The sequence below is a fragment of the Butyrivibrio sp. AE2005 genome (assembly GCF_000686965.1).
Classification (GTDB): domain Bacteria; phylum Bacillota; class Clostridia; order Lachnospirales; family Lachnospiraceae; genus Butyrivibrio; species Butyrivibrio hungatei_A.
Genome location: NZ_KK366042.1, coordinates 1 through 18,596 on the forward strand (window position 1 = coordinate 1; position 18,596 = coordinate 18,596).

General features: G+C 41.2%; 15 protein-coding genes and 1 other annotated feature. Of the genes, 14 read left to right on the forward strand and 1 reads right to left on the reverse strand.

Annotated elements, in window-relative coordinates; all coding sequences use genetic code 11:
• The coding region (locus DL92_RS0114880; RefSeq protein ID WP_026668166.1) for an RHS repeat domain-containing protein at positions 1-3,249 on the forward strand (3,249 nt) is incomplete at its 5' end.
• Between the two features lie 50 nt (positions 3,250-3,299).
• Positions 3,300-4,175: a hypothetical protein gene (locus DL92_RS0114885; RefSeq protein ID WP_026654101.1), complete on the forward strand. Its 876-nt coding sequence runs from the start codon at positions 3,300-3,302 to the stop codon at positions 4,173-4,175.
• Positions 4,176-4,269: 94 nt separating this feature from the next.
• Here DL92_RS0114885 and DL92_RS0114890 read toward each other — a convergent pair whose 3' ends face one another.
• Positions 4,270-5,334: a RodZ family helix-turn-helix domain-containing protein gene (locus DL92_RS0114890; protein WP_026668167.1), complete on the reverse strand. Its 1,065-nt coding sequence runs from the start codon at positions 5,332-5,334 to the stop codon at positions 4,270-4,272.
• A 154-nt stretch (positions 5,335-5,488) separates the two neighbouring features.
• Positions 5,489-5,758: a binding site (T-box leader), on the forward strand.
• Between the two features lie 48 nt (positions 5,759-5,806).
• Between DL92_RS0114890 and DL92_RS0114895 the strand changes: the two genes are divergently transcribed.
• The 12 genes from DL92_RS0114895 (at position 5,807) to DL92_RS0114950 (ending at position 18,574) form a co-directional block, all read left to right on the forward strand.
• Complete coding sequence (locus tag DL92_RS0114895; RefSeq protein WP_026668168.1) at positions 5,807-8,479, forward strand: valine--tRNA ligase; 2,673 nt, start codon at positions 5,807-5,809, stop codon at positions 8,477-8,479.
• Positions 8,480-8,559: 80 nt separating this feature from the next.
• Positions 8,560-9,939 (forward strand): bifunctional folylpolyglutamate synthase/dihydrofolate synthase, encoded by a 1,380-nt coding sequence (locus DL92_RS0114900; RefSeq protein WP_081670792.1) that lies wholly within the window; start codon positions 8,560-8,562, stop codon positions 9,937-9,939.
• 13 nt (positions 9,940-9,952) lie between these two features.
• Entirely contained in the window at positions 9,953-10,117 is a 165-nt protein-coding gene (locus DL92_RS21320) for a hypothetical protein (RefSeq protein ID WP_034461884.1), read from the forward strand.
• Positions 10,117-11,502 carry a tetratricopeptide repeat protein gene (locus DL92_RS19605; protein ID WP_051199259.1) on the forward strand — a complete coding sequence of 462 codons (1,386 nt, stop codon included), beginning with the start codon at positions 10,117-10,119 and terminating at the stop codon, positions 11,500-11,502. Before DL92_RS21320 ends, DL92_RS19605 begins: the two co-directional genes overlap by 1 nt.
• 123 nt (positions 11,503-11,625) lie before the next feature.
• Positions 11,626-12,918: an MBOAT family O-acyltransferase gene (locus DL92_RS0114915; protein ID WP_242845871.1), complete on the forward strand. Its 1,293-nt coding sequence runs from the start codon at positions 11,626-11,628 to the stop codon at positions 12,916-12,918.
• A gap of 15 nt (positions 12,919-12,933) precedes the next feature.
• On the forward strand, positions 12,934-13,860 hold the full coding sequence (locus DL92_RS19610) for a GDSL-type esterase/lipase family protein (RefSeq protein WP_051625378.1): 927 nt from the start codon (positions 12,934-12,936) through the stop codon (positions 13,858-13,860).
• Positions 13,861-13,874: 14 nt separating this feature from the next.
• Positions 13,875-14,117: a hypothetical protein gene (locus tag DL92_RS0114925; RefSeq protein WP_026654108.1), complete on the forward strand. Its 243-nt coding sequence runs from the start codon at positions 13,875-13,877 to the stop codon at positions 14,115-14,117.
• A 35-nt stretch (positions 14,118-14,152) separates the two neighbouring features.
• The gene (locus DL92_RS0114930) at positions 14,153-14,542 is read left to right on the forward strand and encodes a RidA family protein (RefSeq protein WP_034469447.1); all 390 of its coding nucleotides are present in this window, start codon (positions 14,153-14,155) and stop codon (positions 14,540-14,542) included.
• Between the two features lie 14 nt (positions 14,543-14,556).
• On the forward strand, positions 14,557-15,660 hold the full coding sequence (locus DL92_RS0114935; RefSeq protein WP_026654110.1) for a tetratricopeptide repeat protein: 1,104 nt from the start codon (positions 14,557-14,559) through the stop codon (positions 15,658-15,660).
• Between the two features lie 106 nt (positions 15,661-15,766).
• Positions 15,767-16,318 carry a TetR/AcrR family transcriptional regulator gene (locus tag DL92_RS0114940; protein WP_026515001.1) on the forward strand — a complete coding sequence of 184 codons (552 nt, stop codon included), beginning with the start codon at positions 15,767-15,769 and terminating at the stop codon, positions 16,316-16,318.
• Positions 16,315-17,253: a MurR/RpiR family transcriptional regulator gene (locus tag DL92_RS0114945; RefSeq protein WP_026654111.1), complete on the forward strand. Its 939-nt coding sequence runs from the start codon at positions 16,315-16,317 to the stop codon at positions 17,251-17,253. The genes DL92_RS0114940 and DL92_RS0114945 overlap by 4 nt, the downstream gene beginning before the upstream one ends.
• 34 nt (positions 17,254-17,287) lie before the next feature.
• Positions 17,288-18,574, forward strand: a complete 1,287-nt coding sequence (locus tag DL92_RS0114950; protein ID WP_026654113.1) for a BaiN/RdsA family NAD(P)/FAD-dependent oxidoreductase — start codon at positions 17,288-17,290, stop codon at positions 18,572-18,574.
• Positions 18,575-18,596: the final 22 nt, after the last annotated feature.

Sequence of the window (18,596 nt, forward strand, 5' to 3'; positions counted from 1 at the left end):
TCTGTTAAAGAAGTTGACGGAACACAAAAAAACTTTGACATTAACATTATGGGAAGGGTTTCAAAGGTAACCGACGAAGAGGGAAGAAGTACCGAAATAACCTATAATGAAATGGGAAAACAGGAACTTGTAACACTTCCAAACGGTGGTCGGATAAAGTATGAGTATGACCCTCTTATGAGGCTTATTAAAGTCACAGATCCCGAGGGAAGAACAACAGGCTATGATTATGATAAGAATGGAAATGTAACGGCTGAGTATCTTGGAGATGTCAGGGTAAAGAGCTATGTTTATGATGCCCTTAACAGAGTGACGGAAGAGACAGATGCTCTCGGCCATAAGACAGGCTATACATATGACGAAGCTGGAAATGTTACGGAAGTTACAGATACTCTCGGAAATGTTTCAAAGCGTGAGTATGACCTTTTAAACAGAGTGACAAAGGAAACGGACGTACTTGGAAATGAAGTATCTTACAAATACACCAAAATGGATCTTATAGATTCGATCACTGATGCAGCTGGAAGGGTGCGCAAATTTACTTATACAGACGGGAAAAGACTTACATCAGTAAGCTTCTGCGGTGTGACAGAGCAGGAACTTACATATGATGAAGCAGGAAGAGTAAAGACAAGAAAATTTGCTGACGGTTATGAGATCAACTATGGTTACGATGCTTTAAGCAGAGTAAATAAAGTAACAGGCTCAGACGGAAGATGTGTTGAATATGAGTATGATGCACTTGGAAGAGCTACAAAGGTAATTGACGGATGTAATACAACTCTTTATACATACACAGCTACAGGCCGTCTTAAGAGCGTTGTAGATGCTCTAGGAAATGAGACAGCCTATACTTATGATGCTCTTGATAACTTAAAGAGCGTGCACAGGGCAGAAGGTCTTGTAAGCAATGAAGAGAAATCAGGAGACGTATTCCCTACAGTTGGTAAAGACGGACGTGTAACGATCTATTCTTATAATCTTTCGGGTCAGCTTACGGAAGTAACGGATGCTCTTGGTCAGAAGGAAACTTATGAGTACGATCAGTACGGCCGTCTTAAGACAAAGACTGACAGGGATAACTATGCAACAACATATGAGTATAACAATGCAGGCGGAGTAACAAAGGTAGGATATGCTGACGGAAGAAGTGTTGCATTCTCTTATAATGAACTTAATCAGTTGAGTCAGATAAATGACTGGTATGGAAAGACAATCCTTGAAAATGATATCCTTGGCAGACTTACAAAGGTTACAGACTTTAAGAATAGGACGGTAGCTTATGAGTATGGGGCTACAGGTGAGAGAACAAAGCTCACATATCCTGACGGGAAAGTAGTTTCTTATAATTACGACGATAAGCTTCAGCTTAGCAGCGTAATCGGAAACGGAGAAGAGACAACATATGCTTATGATGAGATTGGCAGACTTGTAAACAAGAACTTTGCTAACGGTGTAAGCCAGGCTTATACATATATGCCGGGTGGAAACCTTGAGAGTATGACAAGTACCGATAAGCAGGGCGTACTTGATAAATACTTCTATTCATACAATAATGCCGGACTTATCAGTGGTATCGATAGAAACAGACGCGGCCTTGATAAGGTATCCGGAAGATATGAATACAGCTATGATGCTATCGGACGTCTTACAAAGACAACACACGATGGAATAACAAAAGCTGCTTACGAATATGACGCATTCGGTAACAGAACAAGCATGTCTGAAACTGATACAAAGACATCTTACACATACGATGTCCTTGATAGACTTGTAGAAGCTAAGGAACTTAATAACTCTCAGGCAATCCTCAAGACCTACGATTACGATAAGCGTGGCAACCAGACAAAAGAGTTCATAGACGGTCTCTTACAGAAGACCTTTACTTTTGATGCTACGAATATGCTCTCAAAGGTAGTTGATAAGGACAAGGGAGAACTTGAAAACCATTATAACGGACTTGGATTCAGGGTAGCATCCATAAGACCTGAAGAGAAAATCGAGTACCTCTGCGATCTTTCAAAGGATTACTATAACCTTCTTGAAAGAACAGTAAATGGAGAGACAGAGAGTTTTGTTTACGATAATAACGTAATCTCAATGTCAAAGAGCGGAAACAACTACTATTACCTTCAGGATGAACTGGGCTCGCCTATGTACATGACAGGTACAGACGGGGTGGCTGTAAGTTCATATGCCTTTGATGATTTTGGAAGAAACATAGATCCGTTTACAGGAAAACAGAAGAAACACGGATACACTAAGCAGGGCAACATAATCCAGCCATTCGCATTCACCGGCTATCAGGAAGATGAAGTATCAGGACTTAAGTTTGCGCAGGCAAGATACTATAGTGCTGATAATGGAAGATTTCAGTCTGAAGATAAAGTAAAGGGATTCAAGGATAGTCCGTTTACAATCAATCATTATGGCTATTGCTGGGGCAATCCGGTTGGTGTAGTTGATAGCAATGGTAATTTGCCTAATTGGGCGGCAAAAACTACGCAGAAGTTTAATAATTGGGTAGATGATAAGAAAAAGAATTATAATAGATGGGAGGAGATTGGATTTAATTCTTATGCTAGTAACAATACCAATATTTCATCGGGATGTTTGGCGGGAACTACAAATATGGCAGGAACTCCAAAAGCTGAATCTGATTATGTTGGGGCGGTATATTTGTTAAGCGGCGATGGAGCAGTTTGGCAGGGACATGCTGCGATTGCTTTAGTAAAAGAAGATGGACAATGTGATGTGTTTTCTATAGGAGGTGGAGTTGATCCGACTCCTAACGGATTGATTAGTGGATGGTTAGGAACTACAATAGATGACAATGGCAACCAAAAGTCGATGTCATATGAGACTCTTGTAAATGATAATTATATAATTCACGATACATATAATAACCGAAGCGGAAATGTAAACGATCCATATACTAATTTTGTATATATTCCAATAAATAATGAGCAAGGAGAACTAATGTATGCAGAAGCAATGAAGCAAAGAGCAAAATATCAGAATGATAAGGTTGCGTATCATGTTTTGACCAATAATTGTAATCAATGTGTCCAAACAATATTGGCGGCTGCAAATTTAGATTTTGCACCAAATAAATTTGATTGGTTTGGAACAGCGCCAAATGTAACTTATAACAGGATAGTTGATTCGATAAAAAGAGGCGAACACCCAGGATGGTACTATGGCTTTATGACGGATTTAGAAGATGCGTACGCGAACGAATGTGGATAATTCTTTTACTATGTTATTGCATTTTTTAATAGGGAGATTAGACATAAGTAATGAAAAAAATAATTGTACTTGCGTTATCAGTATTTGTAATGTGCGGAGTGATTTCTTGTATGAGAATTGACGAGGGGAAAACAGATGGCATGTCGTGGTGCGGATATACGTTGAAAGATAAAAAAGAGCAGCATTTTTTCTGCGATAGGGAAAATGACATAGCGTATCATGGACGTTTTTCAAATCACTCATCTATTGGAAATAAACAGTATATTGGGATTTTGAAGGACGAAAACGGTGCATATTATCTGGCTATATATGATGCTTTAAAGAATAGTATTAATAAGTTGAATGAGCTGAAAATATATATTGGTGAACAGACGGTTCAAGTGAATGCGGATAAGACGGCTGTGTATTATGCAGATGTTTTTTTAGAAGGTGAAGAAGAAAAAACTGCTATTTATAAGTTTGATTTAATGACAAATAATGAAACGGTAATATTGGTAACAGAGGGATATCACGAGAATTTTAATTTTTCAATCACTAAGGATGAGAAGTGTATATATTATATTGAATCGTTGTGCTTGAAATCATACAATGTTGAAACTAAAGAGGATACAAAGATAAAAGATAATATTAATTATTTTGATATTTCTTCTGAAGGGGATTATGTTATCTGTGAACGACATGATCATATGGTTTCTATATATGATTTAAGGAATAATTCGGAGAAAGAATTGCTTTCAGTAAAGGACTTTTCACCAACAATAAAAATTTCACCAGATGATAAATCATTTGTGTATTTAAAATATAAAAAGGATTGGTTCGGTCAGATATCTCAGACGGTTATACATACATATTCAATAGACGATGAAAAAGATAAAACTATTTATAAAACAAAAAAGAATGAGATAATAACTGGTGTTGATTGGTAAAGCTATTTATCAATTATAGATTTCTTCAATAAAGCGTGAAAGAACCTAGGATGGCTCCTTCACGCTTTTATTCTGCAAATTATTCTTTTTTATATCATACTCCCATCTCTTCAAGCTTTGCGAGCAGAGCATTGAAATCCATAGTTCCCTGAATTTTCTGCCAATCATAGTTAAAGATTGCCAGGATTTCGTTTTGTGCCTGTTCTGCAGACACTGAATTGTCTTTCTGGTTTCTATAGCTTGCAGGCTGAGAAGGATCGGGATAGTCTGCACCTGCCGATGGAGTAACTTCGCTGACTTTCGGATAAATGTTCATGTTGTTGATGGTGTAAGACACAAGCATCGATCCGTCTCCTACATGTCTGTCTTCGCAAATGCATCCGAAGCAATTATTGTTATTGTCAAAGAATAAAGCTTTTTTGGGAACATAGCAGAAAGAAGATGTGCCATATTTCCATTTTGCGGTATTCTGATTTCTTACGATGAGGCGGGCTTTGTTGTTTGTGATGGTATAAATTGTGACTTTTTTTCCTGTGTCTATTACAAGCTCAGGTGTGTTGTCATCGTCACTGTAAATCAGGTCATATTTATAATTATTGTAGTTAGCGTTGAAATCTTTTGCGGCTTTCTCATAGGCTTTACCCACAGCTCCGAGATTTCTCTGAACAGGAGCGGGAGCAGGCTGAGCTGATTCTGCCGGAGTTGCCTGCGCGGGAGTATCCTTAGTGTTCTGCGTAGAAGCAGGTGTGGATGCAGCATTATTCTGAGCGGTTTTTTCAGAAGCGGCATTCTGTGCCTGTACTAAATGAGGTACAGCGTTTTCAGCAGAAGCAGAAGTCTCAGAAGCAGCATTCTGTGCCTGTACAATATGAGGTACAGCGTTTGCCGAAGATGCGGATGATGCAGTTGTTGCAGCGGCATCTTGGTTTTCTGAAGTTGAGGCGCTTGTAGCGGCACTTGCGTCCCCGGCGGCTTCTTCTGTTGTGGCCTCAGTGGATGCTTCTGTAATAGGTTCTTCATCAGCCAATACTTTATCAATGTCTTCTTTTACCTGTTCCTGCGGCATGCTCTGAGAAGCAATGTCGGGATTAAGAAGCGGAGTACAACCTGAGATGAATACCAAGCTGAAAAGTAAAGGCAGTAATCTTTTTTTGAACATAGAACTAAACTCTCCTTTTGGAAACAAAGTTTCCTGAAACAACACTTTTTTTGCAAATAAATTCATATCGAATGATACAACACGAATCATTCAAAGTGCAAGTAATGTTGACAAAGCTATGTCCTATTTGATAAGCTAAAATTCAAACAATATTTTAAAGGTTATGAGGAAGAGGAGTACATACAGCTTGCGGTCTAAAGAGAATGTATCTGCGATGAATTCGCGCTGAGAGGATACAGACTTGCGGTGTGTGGAAGGTAGCTTCTGAACCGGGCACCCAGAAAGGAAACATAGTGAGTTTTCAATAAGTGTCCCCGCGTTATCTGCGTTAAAAGATGTGGCATTGAATGATGCGAAATGAGGCAGAAGAGTCTGTATGATCTTCTGTGAATTAAGGTGGTACCACGTTATTAACGTCCTTAACAGATTAATTCTGTTAGAGGGCGTTTATTTTTTGAAGAAGGAGAAGACTATGAACAAAGAACTTGCCAAGACCTATGATCCCAAGGGAATCGAAGGTCGACTCTACTCCAAATGGGAGGAAAAGAAATATTTTCATGCTGAGGTGGATAAAAGCAAAACACCTTTTACCATCGTGATTCCGCCCCCAAATATCACAGGTAAGCTCCACATGGGACATGCCCTTGATAATACAATGCAGGATATCCTTATTCGTTACAAGAGAATGCAGGGATATAATGCGCTTTGGCAGCCCGGAACCGACCATGCGAGTATTGCGACTGAGGTTAAGATCATCGATGCTCTCAAGGCAGAGGGAATCGACAAGAGAGATCTTGGCAGAGAGAAGTTCCTTGAGAGAGCATGGCAGTGGAAAAAAGAGTACGGCGGAACCATCATTTCCCAGCTCAAAAAGCTCGGTTCTTCATGTGACTGGGACAGAGAGCGTTTCACAATGGATGATGGCTGTAATGACGCTGTCAACGAAGTCTTCGTTAAAATGTATAACAAGGGTTACATATATAAAGGAAGCCGTATCGTAAACTGGTGCCCTATCTGTAAGACATCTATTTCTGATGCAGAGGTAGAATACGAGGAGCAGGCAGGACATCTTTGGCACATCAAATATCCTGTTATCGATGTTGACGGAACTGTTTCAAAGACTGAGTTTATCGAGTTTGCAACAACACGTCCCGAGACAATGCTCGGAGATACAGCTGTTGCCGTTAACCCTGATGATGAAAGATACAAGAGCTTCAAGGGCAAGAAGGTTCTTCTTCCTATAGTAAACAGAGAGCTTCCTATCGTAGAGGACTCGTATGTTGATATGGAATTCGGTACAGGTGTAGTTAAGATCACACCCGCGCATGACCCTAACGATTTCGAAGTCGGAAGACGTCATAACCTTGAAGTTATCAATATATTAAACGACGATGCCACTATCAATGCCAACGGCGGCAAGTTCGAGGGAATGGACAGATATGAAGCAAGAGAAGCCATTGTAAAAGAACTTGATGAGATGGGACTTCTTGTTAAGATAGAGGACTATTCTCACAATGTAGGAACACACGATCGTTGCCACACAACAGTTGAGCCTATGGTTAAGGCACAGTGGTTCGTTAAGATGGACGAGCTCATTAAGCCTGCTGTTAAGGCTGTAAAAGACGGCGATATCAAGCTTATTCCTCCGAGAATGGAGAAGACATATTTCAACTGGACAGATAACATCCGTGACTGGTGTATCTCAAGACAGCTCTGGTGGGGACACAGAATCCCTGCATACTACTGTGACGAGTGCGGAGAAGTTGTTGTATCAAAAGAGGCTCCTACAGTATGTCCTAAGTGCGGCAAGACTCACTTCACACAGGATCCCGATACTCTTGATACATGGTTCTCATCAGCTCTCTGGCCTTTTGAGACACTCGGATGGCCAAATGAGACTGAAGACCTTAAGTACTTCTTCCCTACAGACGTACTTGTAACCGGTTATGACATTATCTTCTTCTGGGTTATCAGAATGATCTTCTCAAGTTATGAGAACATGGGAACATTCCCGTTCAAGACAGTTCTTTTCCACGGTCTTGTAAGAGATTCTCAGGGAAGAAAGATGAGTAAGTCGCTCGGAAACGGTATCGATCCTCTTGATATTATCGAGAACTACGGTGCCGATGCTCTCAGACTCACACTTATCACAGGTAACGCACCCGGTAACGACATGCGTTTCTATAATGAGAGAGTTGAGAACAGCCGTAACTTTGCAAATAAGGTTTGGAATGCTTCAAGATTTATCATGATGAACATGGAGGATGGCGAAAAGAGTGCTATCCATCAGCCTGCACCTGCGGGACTTGAGCCTGTTGATAAATGGATCATTTCTAAGCTCAACAATACCATTAAAGAAGTAACGGATAACATGGATCACTTCGAGCTTGGTATTGCGGTTCAGAAGGTTTATGACTTCATCTGGGATGAGTTCTGTGACTGGTACATCGAGATGGTTAAGCCCCGTCTCTATAATTCGGATGACAAGGAGTCACATAAGGCAGCACTCTGGACACTTCAGACAGTGCTTATAAATGCGCTCAAGCTCCTTCATCCTTACATGCCTTTTATTACAGAAGAGATTTTCTGCACACTTCAGGATGAAGAAGAGTCGATTATGATCTCAGATTGGCCGGTATACAGGGATGAGTGGAATTTTGCATCCGATGAGAAGGCTATCGAGACAATCAAGGAAGCCGTAAGAGGAATCCGTAACGTTCGTACACAGATGAACGTTGCTCCTTCAAGAAAGGCTAAAGTATTTGTTGTAAGCGATAACGACGAAGTACTTAATATCTTTTCGACAGGTAAGCTGTTCTTTGAATCACTTGCTTATGCTTCAGAATCTGTATGCCAAAAGGATAAGGATGGAATCGCAGATGATGCTGTTTCCGTAGTGCTTGCGGAAGCAACGGTATATATTCCTTTCTCAGACCTTGTTGACATCTCAGCAGAGATAGAGCGTCTTACCAAGGAACAGAAGAAACTTGAGGGAGAGCTTAAGCGTTCACAGAACATGCTCAGCAATGAGAAGTTCCTTGCAAAGGCTCCTGCGGATAAGATCGCAGAGGAAAAAGAGAAACAGCAGAAGTACCAGCAGACATACGACCAGATTACAGAAAGACTTAAACAGCTGGCAAAGTAATTAAATATACAGATGCTACCCGCATTGGGGGATGCGGGTAGTACTCTTAGATAATCGAGTATAAGCTTAGTGGTGTGATTATGCATAACGAATTAATGAAAAAAGTGGAGGAGTTTATCAGGCGCTCGGACAACGATGAAAAGTTGGATATCAGAGAGTGTGAGGAGTTTCTGAATACTGTTCCCGGTTTTACCGATAAACATACAATCGAAGATACAAAGGATTTTCTGGCCTTTTTGGGAAATCCGGACAAGAACATGAAAATAATTCATGTGGCAGGCACAAACGGAAAAGGTTCCGTGTGCAGCTATCTGTCAAATATCCTGATGAAAGCGGGATATAAAGTCGGAATGTTTACATCTCCGCATCTTATGAAGATCAACGAAAGATTTTGCATCGACGGCAAAATGGTGACCGACGGTGTCTTTTCGGAAGTCTTTATCGAATTGTTAAAAAGGATCATGGAGTACAAAAATGGTGAGTATTTCCCGACGTACTTCGAGTTCTTATTCTTTGAATCGATGCTTTTATATGATGTTTACTCTGTGGACTATCTTGTAATGGAGACGGGGCTTGGCGGAAGGCTTGATGCAACTAATTCCGTGGAATCACCACTTCTTTGTGTTATTACCGAGATAGGCTACGATCATATGCAGTACCTTGGAGATACACTTCCCGAGATAGCGGGAGAGAAGGCAGGCATAATCAAAAAAGGTGTGCCTGTGGTATTTTTTGACAAGAGAAAAGAATGCAGCGAAGTTATCAAAAGCAAAGCCCTTGAGATGGATTCCAGAGTTGTGTCCGTAGACGAAAAAAGTATTACGGATGTGGAGACTGTGAAGGATGAAGCAGGGAACAAATACGTTGCTTTTTCATATAATTCCTTATATGATAATTATGTTGAGTTAAAGGTTACTACCGAAGCTCTTTATCAAGCGGAAAACGCCGCTTTGGCAATTGCTTCGGCAGAAATTTTGCGCGATAAAGGCGCTGAGATATCGGAACTTGACATCAGAGAAGGCCTTATGAGTACCAAATGGGATGCCAGAATGGAAGAAGTAAGGCCCGGTGTCTATGTTGACGGTGCTCACAATATCGACGGAATAGAAGCGTTTATTAAATGTGCAACAGCAATTGATTCGGAAGGAAGAAAGATGCTGTTGTTTGGCATGGTCGCGGATAAGCAGTACAAAGACGTTATTGACAGAGTGCTTACAAGCGGAACATTTGACGCGATATTCGTAACTGTCCTTGGAACGGAGAGATCTGTTTCTGTATCGGACCTTAAGAGTGCCTTTGAAGACAGTAAGGAACAACACAATATAATCGGAGTTCCCATCAAGTACTACAGCAATGTAAGGGATGCGGTAACCGATGTCATAACTGTTCGCAAGTCAAAAGATGTTGTTTTTGCAGCAGGATCTTTGTACCTTGCCGGACAACTTAAACAGATGCTATAAACGAGGAAGAATAATGATAAATTTTGAAGAGGAACTTAAGAAGTTCAAGCCCAGTCTGGAAATTGAAGACGCTGAGGACATTATCTACAATCAGGATCTTGATGATATGTCGGATGTACTCATAAAGCTTCTTAAGGACGCTAAGCAAGAATCAGAGAGTACAAAAAGGAGTAAGTAATGGCTATCGCTACATATAAAAAACTTGAGAGCTTATCAAACTTTTTTTATAACGATGGTCTTGAAAAAGCGGGAGTCAGAGATTTAACGGGGGCTATAGAGTCTTTGCAGCAGAGCCTTAGGATGAACAAGAACAATATCGATGCGAGAAATCTGTTGGGACTTGTTTATTATGAGATGGGTGAAGTTGTTGCTGCACTTTCAGAATGGGTTATCAGTAAGAACTTCAGACCCGAAGACAATATTGCTGATGACTATATGGATATGGTCAGAAACAGTCCGGCTAAACTTGAGGACATCAATCAGACTATAAAGAAGTTTAATATTGCATATAATTACTGCCGTCAGGACAGCTTGGATCTTGCGGTGATACAGCTTAAGAAGGTGCTTTCCTTAAATCCCGGATTTATTAAGGCACACCTTCTTTTGGCGCTCTTATATCTTAAAGCGGGCAATTTTGACAGAGCTAAGGTTGAAGCCCAGAAGGTTCTTAAGCTTGATACCGGAAACCTTATGGCAAGAAGATACCTGAAGGAAGCCGATAACATGCTTCTTCCCGGAGAGGGTGGCAAACTTGTATCCGACGCCGCATCATCAGGAAGTAATGAGACAATCAGATATAACAGCGGAAACGAGATGATAATCCAGCCTCGTAAGCAGTCTGCGCTTACAAAGTCGGGATCAATCTGGGGAATAGTTCTTGGTATCGTACTTGGAATTGCGGTATCTTGCTTTTTGATACTTCCTCAGAGGATAAAAAATATTACATCCAACAATAACAGAACCATCACCGGTATAAGTGAAGTATCTGATTCAAAGTCGGCTCAGATAGGAGAGTACGAGCAGCAGATCGCTAAGCTCAAGAAGCAGCTTGACGATCTTAATGAGAAAGTAGGTAAGAATCAGGATGCTGCGAGCACATGCCTTATGAAGGCGGTTAAGATCTACATGGAAGATCCGACCAACATTGACGGTATTGCTCTTGCGCTTGAGAAAGTAAATATTGATGAGAACGAAAAGGAAGTTTCTACAGAGTTTAAGGAACTTTACAGTGCGCTCATGCAAAAAGTAGGATCCCATCTTGCCAATATTTACTATGAAGACGGAAAAGAAGCTTATAAGAAAAAAGATTACACGGTTGCTATAGAGAAATTTGCAAAGGCTTATCAATATAATAAGGATGATGTAAATATAATTTATTACCTTGCAAACTCTTATTATGATAATGGAGACATTGATAAGGCGAAGGAGAAGTACGATCTGATCATCAGTAATTTCCCTAAATCGCAGAGTGCTACGTCTTCAAAGACAAAACTTGCTGAGATAAACAATGCGGGTGCCGGCAGGTCCGGTACTACGGATAACTCTGATAACACCGGCAATTAATATTTTTGGGAAATGTGTTAAATGATAAGTTTTTCGAATATAACTTTTATTTTTAGGTTTTTACCTGCGTTTTTAATATTGTTTTATGTGACTCCCGTCAAATTCAGGACGTGGACCCTGCTTTTGGGCAGCTTGATCTTTTATGTTGTCGGAAGCATCGATTCTGTCGGAAACCTGAATATGTTTCCGGCTCTTTTGGGAGCGGTTGTTGTCAACTATCTGTTCGCAAGAGCAGTCAGAAGCGTGGAGGGCAAGAAAAAGAAGGCCCTTCTTGCTTTGATTGTGATCTTTGATGCGGCTACGCTCGTTACATTTAAACTCTTGGGGCAGTTTGTTGACGGAAGCCTTATACCTATCGGAATCAGTTTCTATACCTTCAAGATGATTTCATTTCAGGCGGATTCATATAACGGTAAGATTGATTCTAAGCCGCTCTTCAAGGACGTTGCGGCTTATTTTTGCATGTTTCCTCAGGTGGTTTCGGGACCTATCATGCGCTATTCGGATTATAGCGATAATCTCGAACTTATTCCCGGAGCATCAAAGAGCTCCAAAGAAGAGATATTTGCAAATATCGAAGACGGACTTAAGTATTTTATTGTAGGTCTTGCGATGAAAGTTCTTCTTGCTGATCATTACGCAATGCTTTGGAAGGAAATCGGAACAATAGGATATGAGAGTATCTCGACTCCGTTTGCCTGGATTGGTGCGGTGACATATTCGCTTCAGCTGTTCTATGATTTCTGGGGATATTCTCTTATGTCATCGGGAATTGCGGTTATGCTCGGATTTCCTTTTGTCGTTAACTTTGATCATCCGTACAGTTCGGCAAGCGTTTCCGAGTTTTACAGAAGATGGCATGCAACGCTCGGATCATGGTTTAGGGATTATATCTATATCCCTATGGGCGGAAGCAGAGTGAGTGCTGTAAGGATTGTGTTAGATCTCCTTGTTGTATGGCTTGTTACAGGCTTCTGGCACGGAGTGACCTTCAATTTTATTTTGTGGGGACTTATTCTTTTTGTAATAATAATGTGTGAGCGTTTCGTGGTATTCAAACTTCCCGGAGTATTAAAGGCAATCGTGGGAAGATTTAACGTACTTGTTCTCATACCGCTTACATGGGTTATATTTGCAATATCCAATGCAGAGATGCTCTTGAACTACTTTAAGAGACTTTTCCCGTTCTTTGGAGCGGGTATCGCTGTAAATAACAATGATTATATAAAAAATCTTGGTATATACGGAGGTCTTTTGGCTGTGGGATTGGTTCTTCTGATTCCGCATGTGTTTAAGTTTTTTGAAAATCACAGGAAGAATCCTCTGATCATGATATGTTTATTTGTGTTGTTTTGGTTTTCGGTTTACAGTCTGACTAATTCGGCAGGTAATCCGTTTATGTATTTTGCATTCTGATAGAAAGTGTATGTAATGAATTGTTTTAAGACTTGTCCGCTGGTGACGGGCGTGGTGGTATTTTCAATAATAATATCCGCTGTTACATTTGTTGCGAAGGGCTCAATCTATGCTGATTATTCTGCGGATTTCGATCCTGCGGAACAGCCTCTTTTTGTTGTCATGATAAAAGGTATTTCGAACGGCGTTATGCCCTGGCAGATTTTTGATAAAGAAAGCGTTATGGCTGCAAAGGAAGATGATATAGGCGATGCGGCTGCACTGCTTGCCGATGCTTCAGGCAATGATATCTCAGGAAACGATGTTTCGGGAAATGATTCTTCACCTGAAGAAATTACGTTTAAGGAAGTTACGGACGATTATTTTGCAGATGCTCTTTTTATAGGAGATTCAAGAACCGTAGGACTTTCGGAGTACTGTGAGGGACTTGATGAGCAGGCGATGTTTTATGCAAAGGTGTCGCTTAGTATTCACAGTGTTCTTGAGAACGATTTCCTTAAAGATGAGGATGGCAAGAAGATGACTGTTGAGCAGGCTCTTGAAAAGGATGAGCCTTACGGCAAGATTTATATCATGCTTGGACTTAACGAGCTTGGAACGGGCACAACGGAGACATTTGTTGCCAAGTATGCCGAAGTTCTTGCAAGGATAAGGGAACTTCAGCCGGATGCGATTATTTATATACAGAGTATCATGCATGTTACCGAGAATAAAAGCAGCAATGATAAGATATTTACCAACGAGAGAATAAATGAGAGAAATGAGGCGCTGTCTCATTTGGCAAATAATGTGGATATTTTTTATCTTGATATGAATGAAGCTGTGGATGATGAAAACGGAAATTTATTGGAAGAATTATCTACAGATGATATACATTTGAAGGCTTCATCTTATGAAAGATGGCATCAGTACTTGCTTAAGCATGCGATTGTAAAAGACTGATCAGGAGTGTTAAAATGTCTAGAGAAATGTCATTTAAAATGGAACGACCGGGACTGTTAAAAGAAGGTGATCATGTCACGGTCACGGAGGGTGTACTTCCGAGCAATTATTATTATACGATAGATCCGTCACTTGCCATGTCGGGTAATTTTCCTTTCAGAGAGCGCATGCTTGAGCGAGAGGGAGTTGTTACGAAGGTCGAGGAGAACGCGAGAGGTTTCTACGTTACCGCAGTATTTGGAGGCGAGAACGAATAAATAGAAAATTATATTTTTTGAGGAGGATTTACAAAATGAGCGAACATACGATTGAATACATTGTTACAGATAAGGCTCCGGCGGCTATCGGACCTTACTCACAGGCAATAAAGGCAGGAGGATTTCTCTATGCATCGGGACAGATTCCGATCAATCCCGTGACAGGTCAGATCGACACAACAACTATCGAAGATCAGACAGAGAGAGTATGCCGGAATATCGGTGAGATTCTTAAGGCAGCCGGAACAGACTATGAGCATGTTATTAAGACAACATGCTTCCTTGCAGAGATGAGTGATTTTGCGGCATTTAACGGCGTATATGAGAAATACTTCACAGGAAAGCCTGCAAGAAGTTGTGTGGCAGTTAAAAAGCTTCCCAAGGATGTTCTTTGTGAAGTAGAGGTTATTGCATATTTGGGATAATTAGGGGGTTAAATGTGAAGTACAGGATTATTGCGGGCGCAATATGTATTTCTGTTACTCTGAGCGGATGCGGATCTTTTGCAGGCAGACATGGTATTGATGCCGGTTTTGCTTACATAGACAGTCATGAGTATGCAAAAGCATTGGCAAGTTTTGATAAAGCTGAAGAGGACGGTGAAGACGCGTGCCTTGTCCACAGGGGCAGAGGAATAGCATACTTATACAGTGATAAAGAAGAAGAGGCAGCACAGGAGTTTCTGGCTTCTCTTGCTGCGGACGACGGAATAGTTGATGATATGGATTTTGACACCAACTATTACCTTGCCGAGGCATATATGAAACTCGAGGATTTCAACAGGGCAAAAGGAATCTATGATGCCATTTTGAGTCTTCGAGACAAAGATCCGACCGCATATTACCTCAGGGGAGTATGCGAACTTAAGGCGGGCGAAAGTGAGGAGAAAAACGCAGATGCAGATTTCACCAGCGCAATCCGTCTTAATGACAAAGATTATTCCATGATAGTAATGATCTACAAGGCATATGCTGAAAACGGCAAGGAAGATAAGGCCAAGAACATACTTCAGCATGCGCTTGACAGTGGCGAGAAAACCATGTCCAATTTCGAGAAGGGTGAAATGTATTTTTACCTCGGAAACGATGCTGAGGCGCAGAATTATCTCAGTAAAGCCAACAAAGAGAACGGCGGACATGATACGAAAGAGTCTGTAGTGCTTCTTTTGGGCCAGTCTTATGAGAGATTGCAGCAGTATGACTATGCTATCAGCGTTTATAAGGAATATTTGAAGTCTAATTCAAAGAGTGCAAATATCAGTAATCAGCTTGGTATGTGCCAGATCAACAAGGGCAGATTCTATCTGGATTCCGGCAATGAAGAAGAGGCGGGAAATGCTTTTGGGGAAGCAATCGTTACTTTTGATGCCGCAATAGGACTTAATGACAGCGCAGTGCAGCAGGCGCTGATGTTTAACAGAATATGTGCATATGAGTATAAGGGAGATTTTGCAGGTGCAAAGAGTCTCATGGATGAGTATATGCAGATATATCCTCTGGATAAAGTTGCAGCAGATGAGGAAATCTTTTTAAAGACCAGGTAATGTTTGGACAGTAGTGAAATTCGTTGACACTCTATCGTTAATTCTGTAAAATGATAACGCATGCTTTTATATGAATCTATGCAGAATTATGTTGGGAGGGGATTGTATGTCCAGGAAAGCGACAATTACGCAAAAAGAGATTGTAAATGCAGCATTTAAGATTACCAAGAGAGAAGGTTTCGAGCAGATAACGTCCAGGAAGCTCGCAGCGGCGGCAGGGTGTTCAACACAGCCTATTTTCCGTATTTATGATAGTATGGATGCGCTTAAGAAAGATGTCTATGACAAGGCGGCCGCATACTATGAAGATTACTACAACGATTGTTCCAAAAATCATGAGGTTCCGTTTGTGGACCTCGGTCTTGCTTATATTGGGTTCGCCCAGAAATTCCCCTATTTATTTAAACTTCTTTTTGTATCCGAACAGGGTGACGAGAAGAAGAGTATGTATGATCTTGTAAACGGTTCAAAAGAAAACGTTGTAAAAGAGATCAAAAGAGCGTCTGATGACGGCATTAGCAACGCACAGCAGCTTTTTATGAAGATGTGGATATATATTCACGGAGCAGGCTGTATGGCGGTTACAGGTGACTACGATCTTGATGAGGCAACTTCAGTTTCTATGCTTGAATCGGCGTATAAGGCATTCAGTCTATGAAATTTGAAAATGATGAAGATGTAATAACAAGAATAAATGAATGTTACTCCAAGATGAGTAAAGGCAAGAAGTCAATTGCGACTTATATCTGCGATCACTATGAGCAGGCTGTGTTTATGACGGCTGCTGAGCTTGGCAAGATCGTGGGTATGAGTGAATCTACTGTTGTCAGATTTGCCATGAGTCTTGGATATGACGGCTATCCTGCTTTCCAGAAGGCACTTTCGGTGTGGGTGAGCGACAAGTTCGGCTCCGTTGAAAAGGTCGGAAGAAAGTTTGGGAAAAGCAGTGAAGGTGAGATTCTTTCGACAATCCTTCAGTCCGATATGGCAAATATCGAGAATACCATTAACAATATAGACGTGGCGGCTTTTAAGACGGCTGTTGATATCATCTTAAAGGCGAGGACGGTCTATATAGTTGGTATAAGAAGTTGTGAGCCTTTGGCAGATTTTTTACATTTTTATCTCAACATGATCAGAGGTAATAATGTTATAATCAAAACTACAAGTGTCTCGGAAATGTTCGAGCAGATGATAAGGATAGGCGACAGGGATGCGATAATAGGTATCAGTTTCCCGAGATATTCCATGAGAACTCTTAAGTGCATGGAATTTGCCAATGACAGGAATGCGAAGGTTATAACAATTACGGATTCCGTTCATTCACCCATGAATCTTTATTCTTCCTGCAATCTTCTTGCAAGAAGTGAGATGGCATCGATAGTTGATTCGCTTGTGGCACCGTTAAGTGTCATAAATGCCCTCGTGGTTGCGCTTTGTATGAGAAGGCCGAACGAGGTGAAGGCGGACCTTAAGATGTTGGAAGAGGCATGGAATAATTATCAGGTTTATCTTAACGACGAGATAGATTTTGCTTCCGACGATCCGATGATGCTCGGAAATATCATTGCAAAAGATGATAGTCCGGCATAAGTTTAGTTTTGATTTGTTTAAGGATTAGCAGTATATGAAAAAAATAGCGGTTATCGGCTGCGGGGCAGCCGGGATGATGGCGGCGCTTGCTGCTGCGGAGAGCAGCGCGAGCGTCACTGTTTTTGAGAAGAATGAAAAGCCCGGGAAAAAAATCTACATAACGGGCAAGGGGCGTTGCAACGTAACAAACGCCTGTGATGTCACAGATTTTTTTGGACACGTCAAAAGAAATCCGAGATTTTTGTACAGCGCAGTGTACGGATATGATAACAGCGCTGTTATGGACTTTTTTGAAAATAACGGATGTAAGCTGAAGGTTGAGCGCGGAGACAGAGTATTTCCCGTTTCAGACCACTCATCCGATATAATAAGGACTCTTTACAACGCCGTAAAAAAAGCCGGTGTAAAGGTTATATTCGATACGGAAGTTTTATCTGTGGAAAGCAGCGGAGGCGTGGTTTCTGCGATAACATATTCAAAGAAAGGTGATCCAATCACAAGAGAAGAGTTTGACGGTGTGATAGTGTGCACGGGAGGCGTGTCATATCCTTCTACAGGTTCTACGGGAGACGGCTACAAGTTTGCGAAGAATCTTGGACACTCGCTTGTAAAACCAGTGCCTTCACTTGTTCCGTTTGTGATAGAAGAGGACTGGTGCAAGGATCTGCAGGGACTGTCACTTAAGAATGTCGGGTTAAAGCTCTTTTTGTCCCAAAAAGAAGAAAAAGAAAAGTCTGCCGGTAAAAAGAAAAAGGCGGACAAGCCAGTATATGACGGCTTTGGAGAGATGCTCTTTACACACTTTGGAGTGAGCGGACCGCTGGTTCTAACGGCGAGCTGTCACTATGAAGAGAATGCAAATGCAAGGCTTTTGCTTGATCTTAAGCCCGCTCTTTCCGAGGAACAGCTTGATAAAAGGATTCTCAGGGATTTTGAAGGTGCTATAAACAAGCAATTTAAGAATGCTTTGGGCGGACTGTTTCCAACAAAGCTTATTCCTGTTATGATTAATCTCTCAGGTATCGATCCCGAAAAAGCGGTTCATGATATCACCAAAGAGGAGAGACTAAGCTTTGTAAAGCTCATAAAGAGTGTGCCGATGACGGTTGTGGGCACGCGAAACTTTAATGAAGCGATAATCACAAGAGGTGGTGTCAATGTCAAAGAGATAGATCCTTCAACGATGGAATCAAAGCTTGTTAAGGGGCTATTTTTTGCGGGAGAGGTTTTGGATATCGATGCCGAGACCGGAGGATTTAATCTGCAGGTTGCATGGTCTACGGGACGACTTGCGGGAGAAAGCGCCGGAATGAACGGTTAATTTTTAGGAGGAAATTGTTACA

Excerpts from the sequence above, each read along its gene's own strand:
- DL92_RS0114925 (WP_026654108.1), top strand. The coding sequence starts at position 13,875 with ATGTCTAGAGAAATGTCATTTAAAATGGAACGACCGGGACTGTTAAAA.
- DL92_RS0114895 (WP_026668168.1), top strand. The coding sequence starts at position 5,807 with ATGAACAAAGAACTTGCCAAGACCTATGATCCCAAGGGAATCGAAGGT.
- DL92_RS19605 (WP_051199259.1), top strand. The coding sequence starts at position 10,117 with ATGGCTATCGCTACATATAAAAAACTTGAGAGCTTATCAAACTTTTTT.
- DL92_RS0114945 (WP_026654111.1), top strand. The coding sequence starts at position 16,315 with ATGAAATTTGAAAATGATGAAGATGTAATAACAAGAATAAATGAATGT.
- DL92_RS0114885 (WP_026654101.1), top strand. The coding sequence starts at position 3,300 with ATGAAAAAAATAATTGTACTTGCGTTATCAGTATTTGTAATGTGCGGA.
- DL92_RS0114890 (WP_026668167.1), bottom strand. The coding sequence starts at position 5,334 with ATGTTCAAAAAAAGATTACTGCCTTTACTTTTCAGCTTGGTATTCATC.
- DL92_RS0114930 (WP_034469447.1), top strand. The coding sequence starts at position 14,153 with ATGAGCGAACATACGATTGAATACATTGTTACAGATAAGGCTCCGGCG.
- DL92_RS0114950 (WP_026654113.1), top strand. The coding sequence starts at position 17,288 with ATGAAAAAAATAGCGGTTATCGGCTGCGGGGCAGCCGGGATGATGGCG.
- DL92_RS0114940 (WP_026515001.1), top strand. The coding sequence starts at position 15,767 with ATGTCCAGGAAAGCGACAATTACGCAAAAAGAGATTGTAAATGCAGCA.
- DL92_RS21320 (WP_034461884.1), top strand. The coding sequence starts at position 9,953 with ATGATAAATTTTGAAGAGGAACTTAAGAAGTTCAAGCCCAGTCTGGAA.
- DL92_RS0114900 (WP_081670792.1), top strand. The coding sequence starts at position 8,560 with ATGCATAACGAATTAATGAAAAAAGTGGAGGAGTTTATCAGGCGCTCG.
- DL92_RS19610 (WP_051625378.1), top strand. The coding sequence starts at position 12,934 with ATGAATTGTTTTAAGACTTGTCCGCTGGTGACGGGCGTGGTGGTATTT.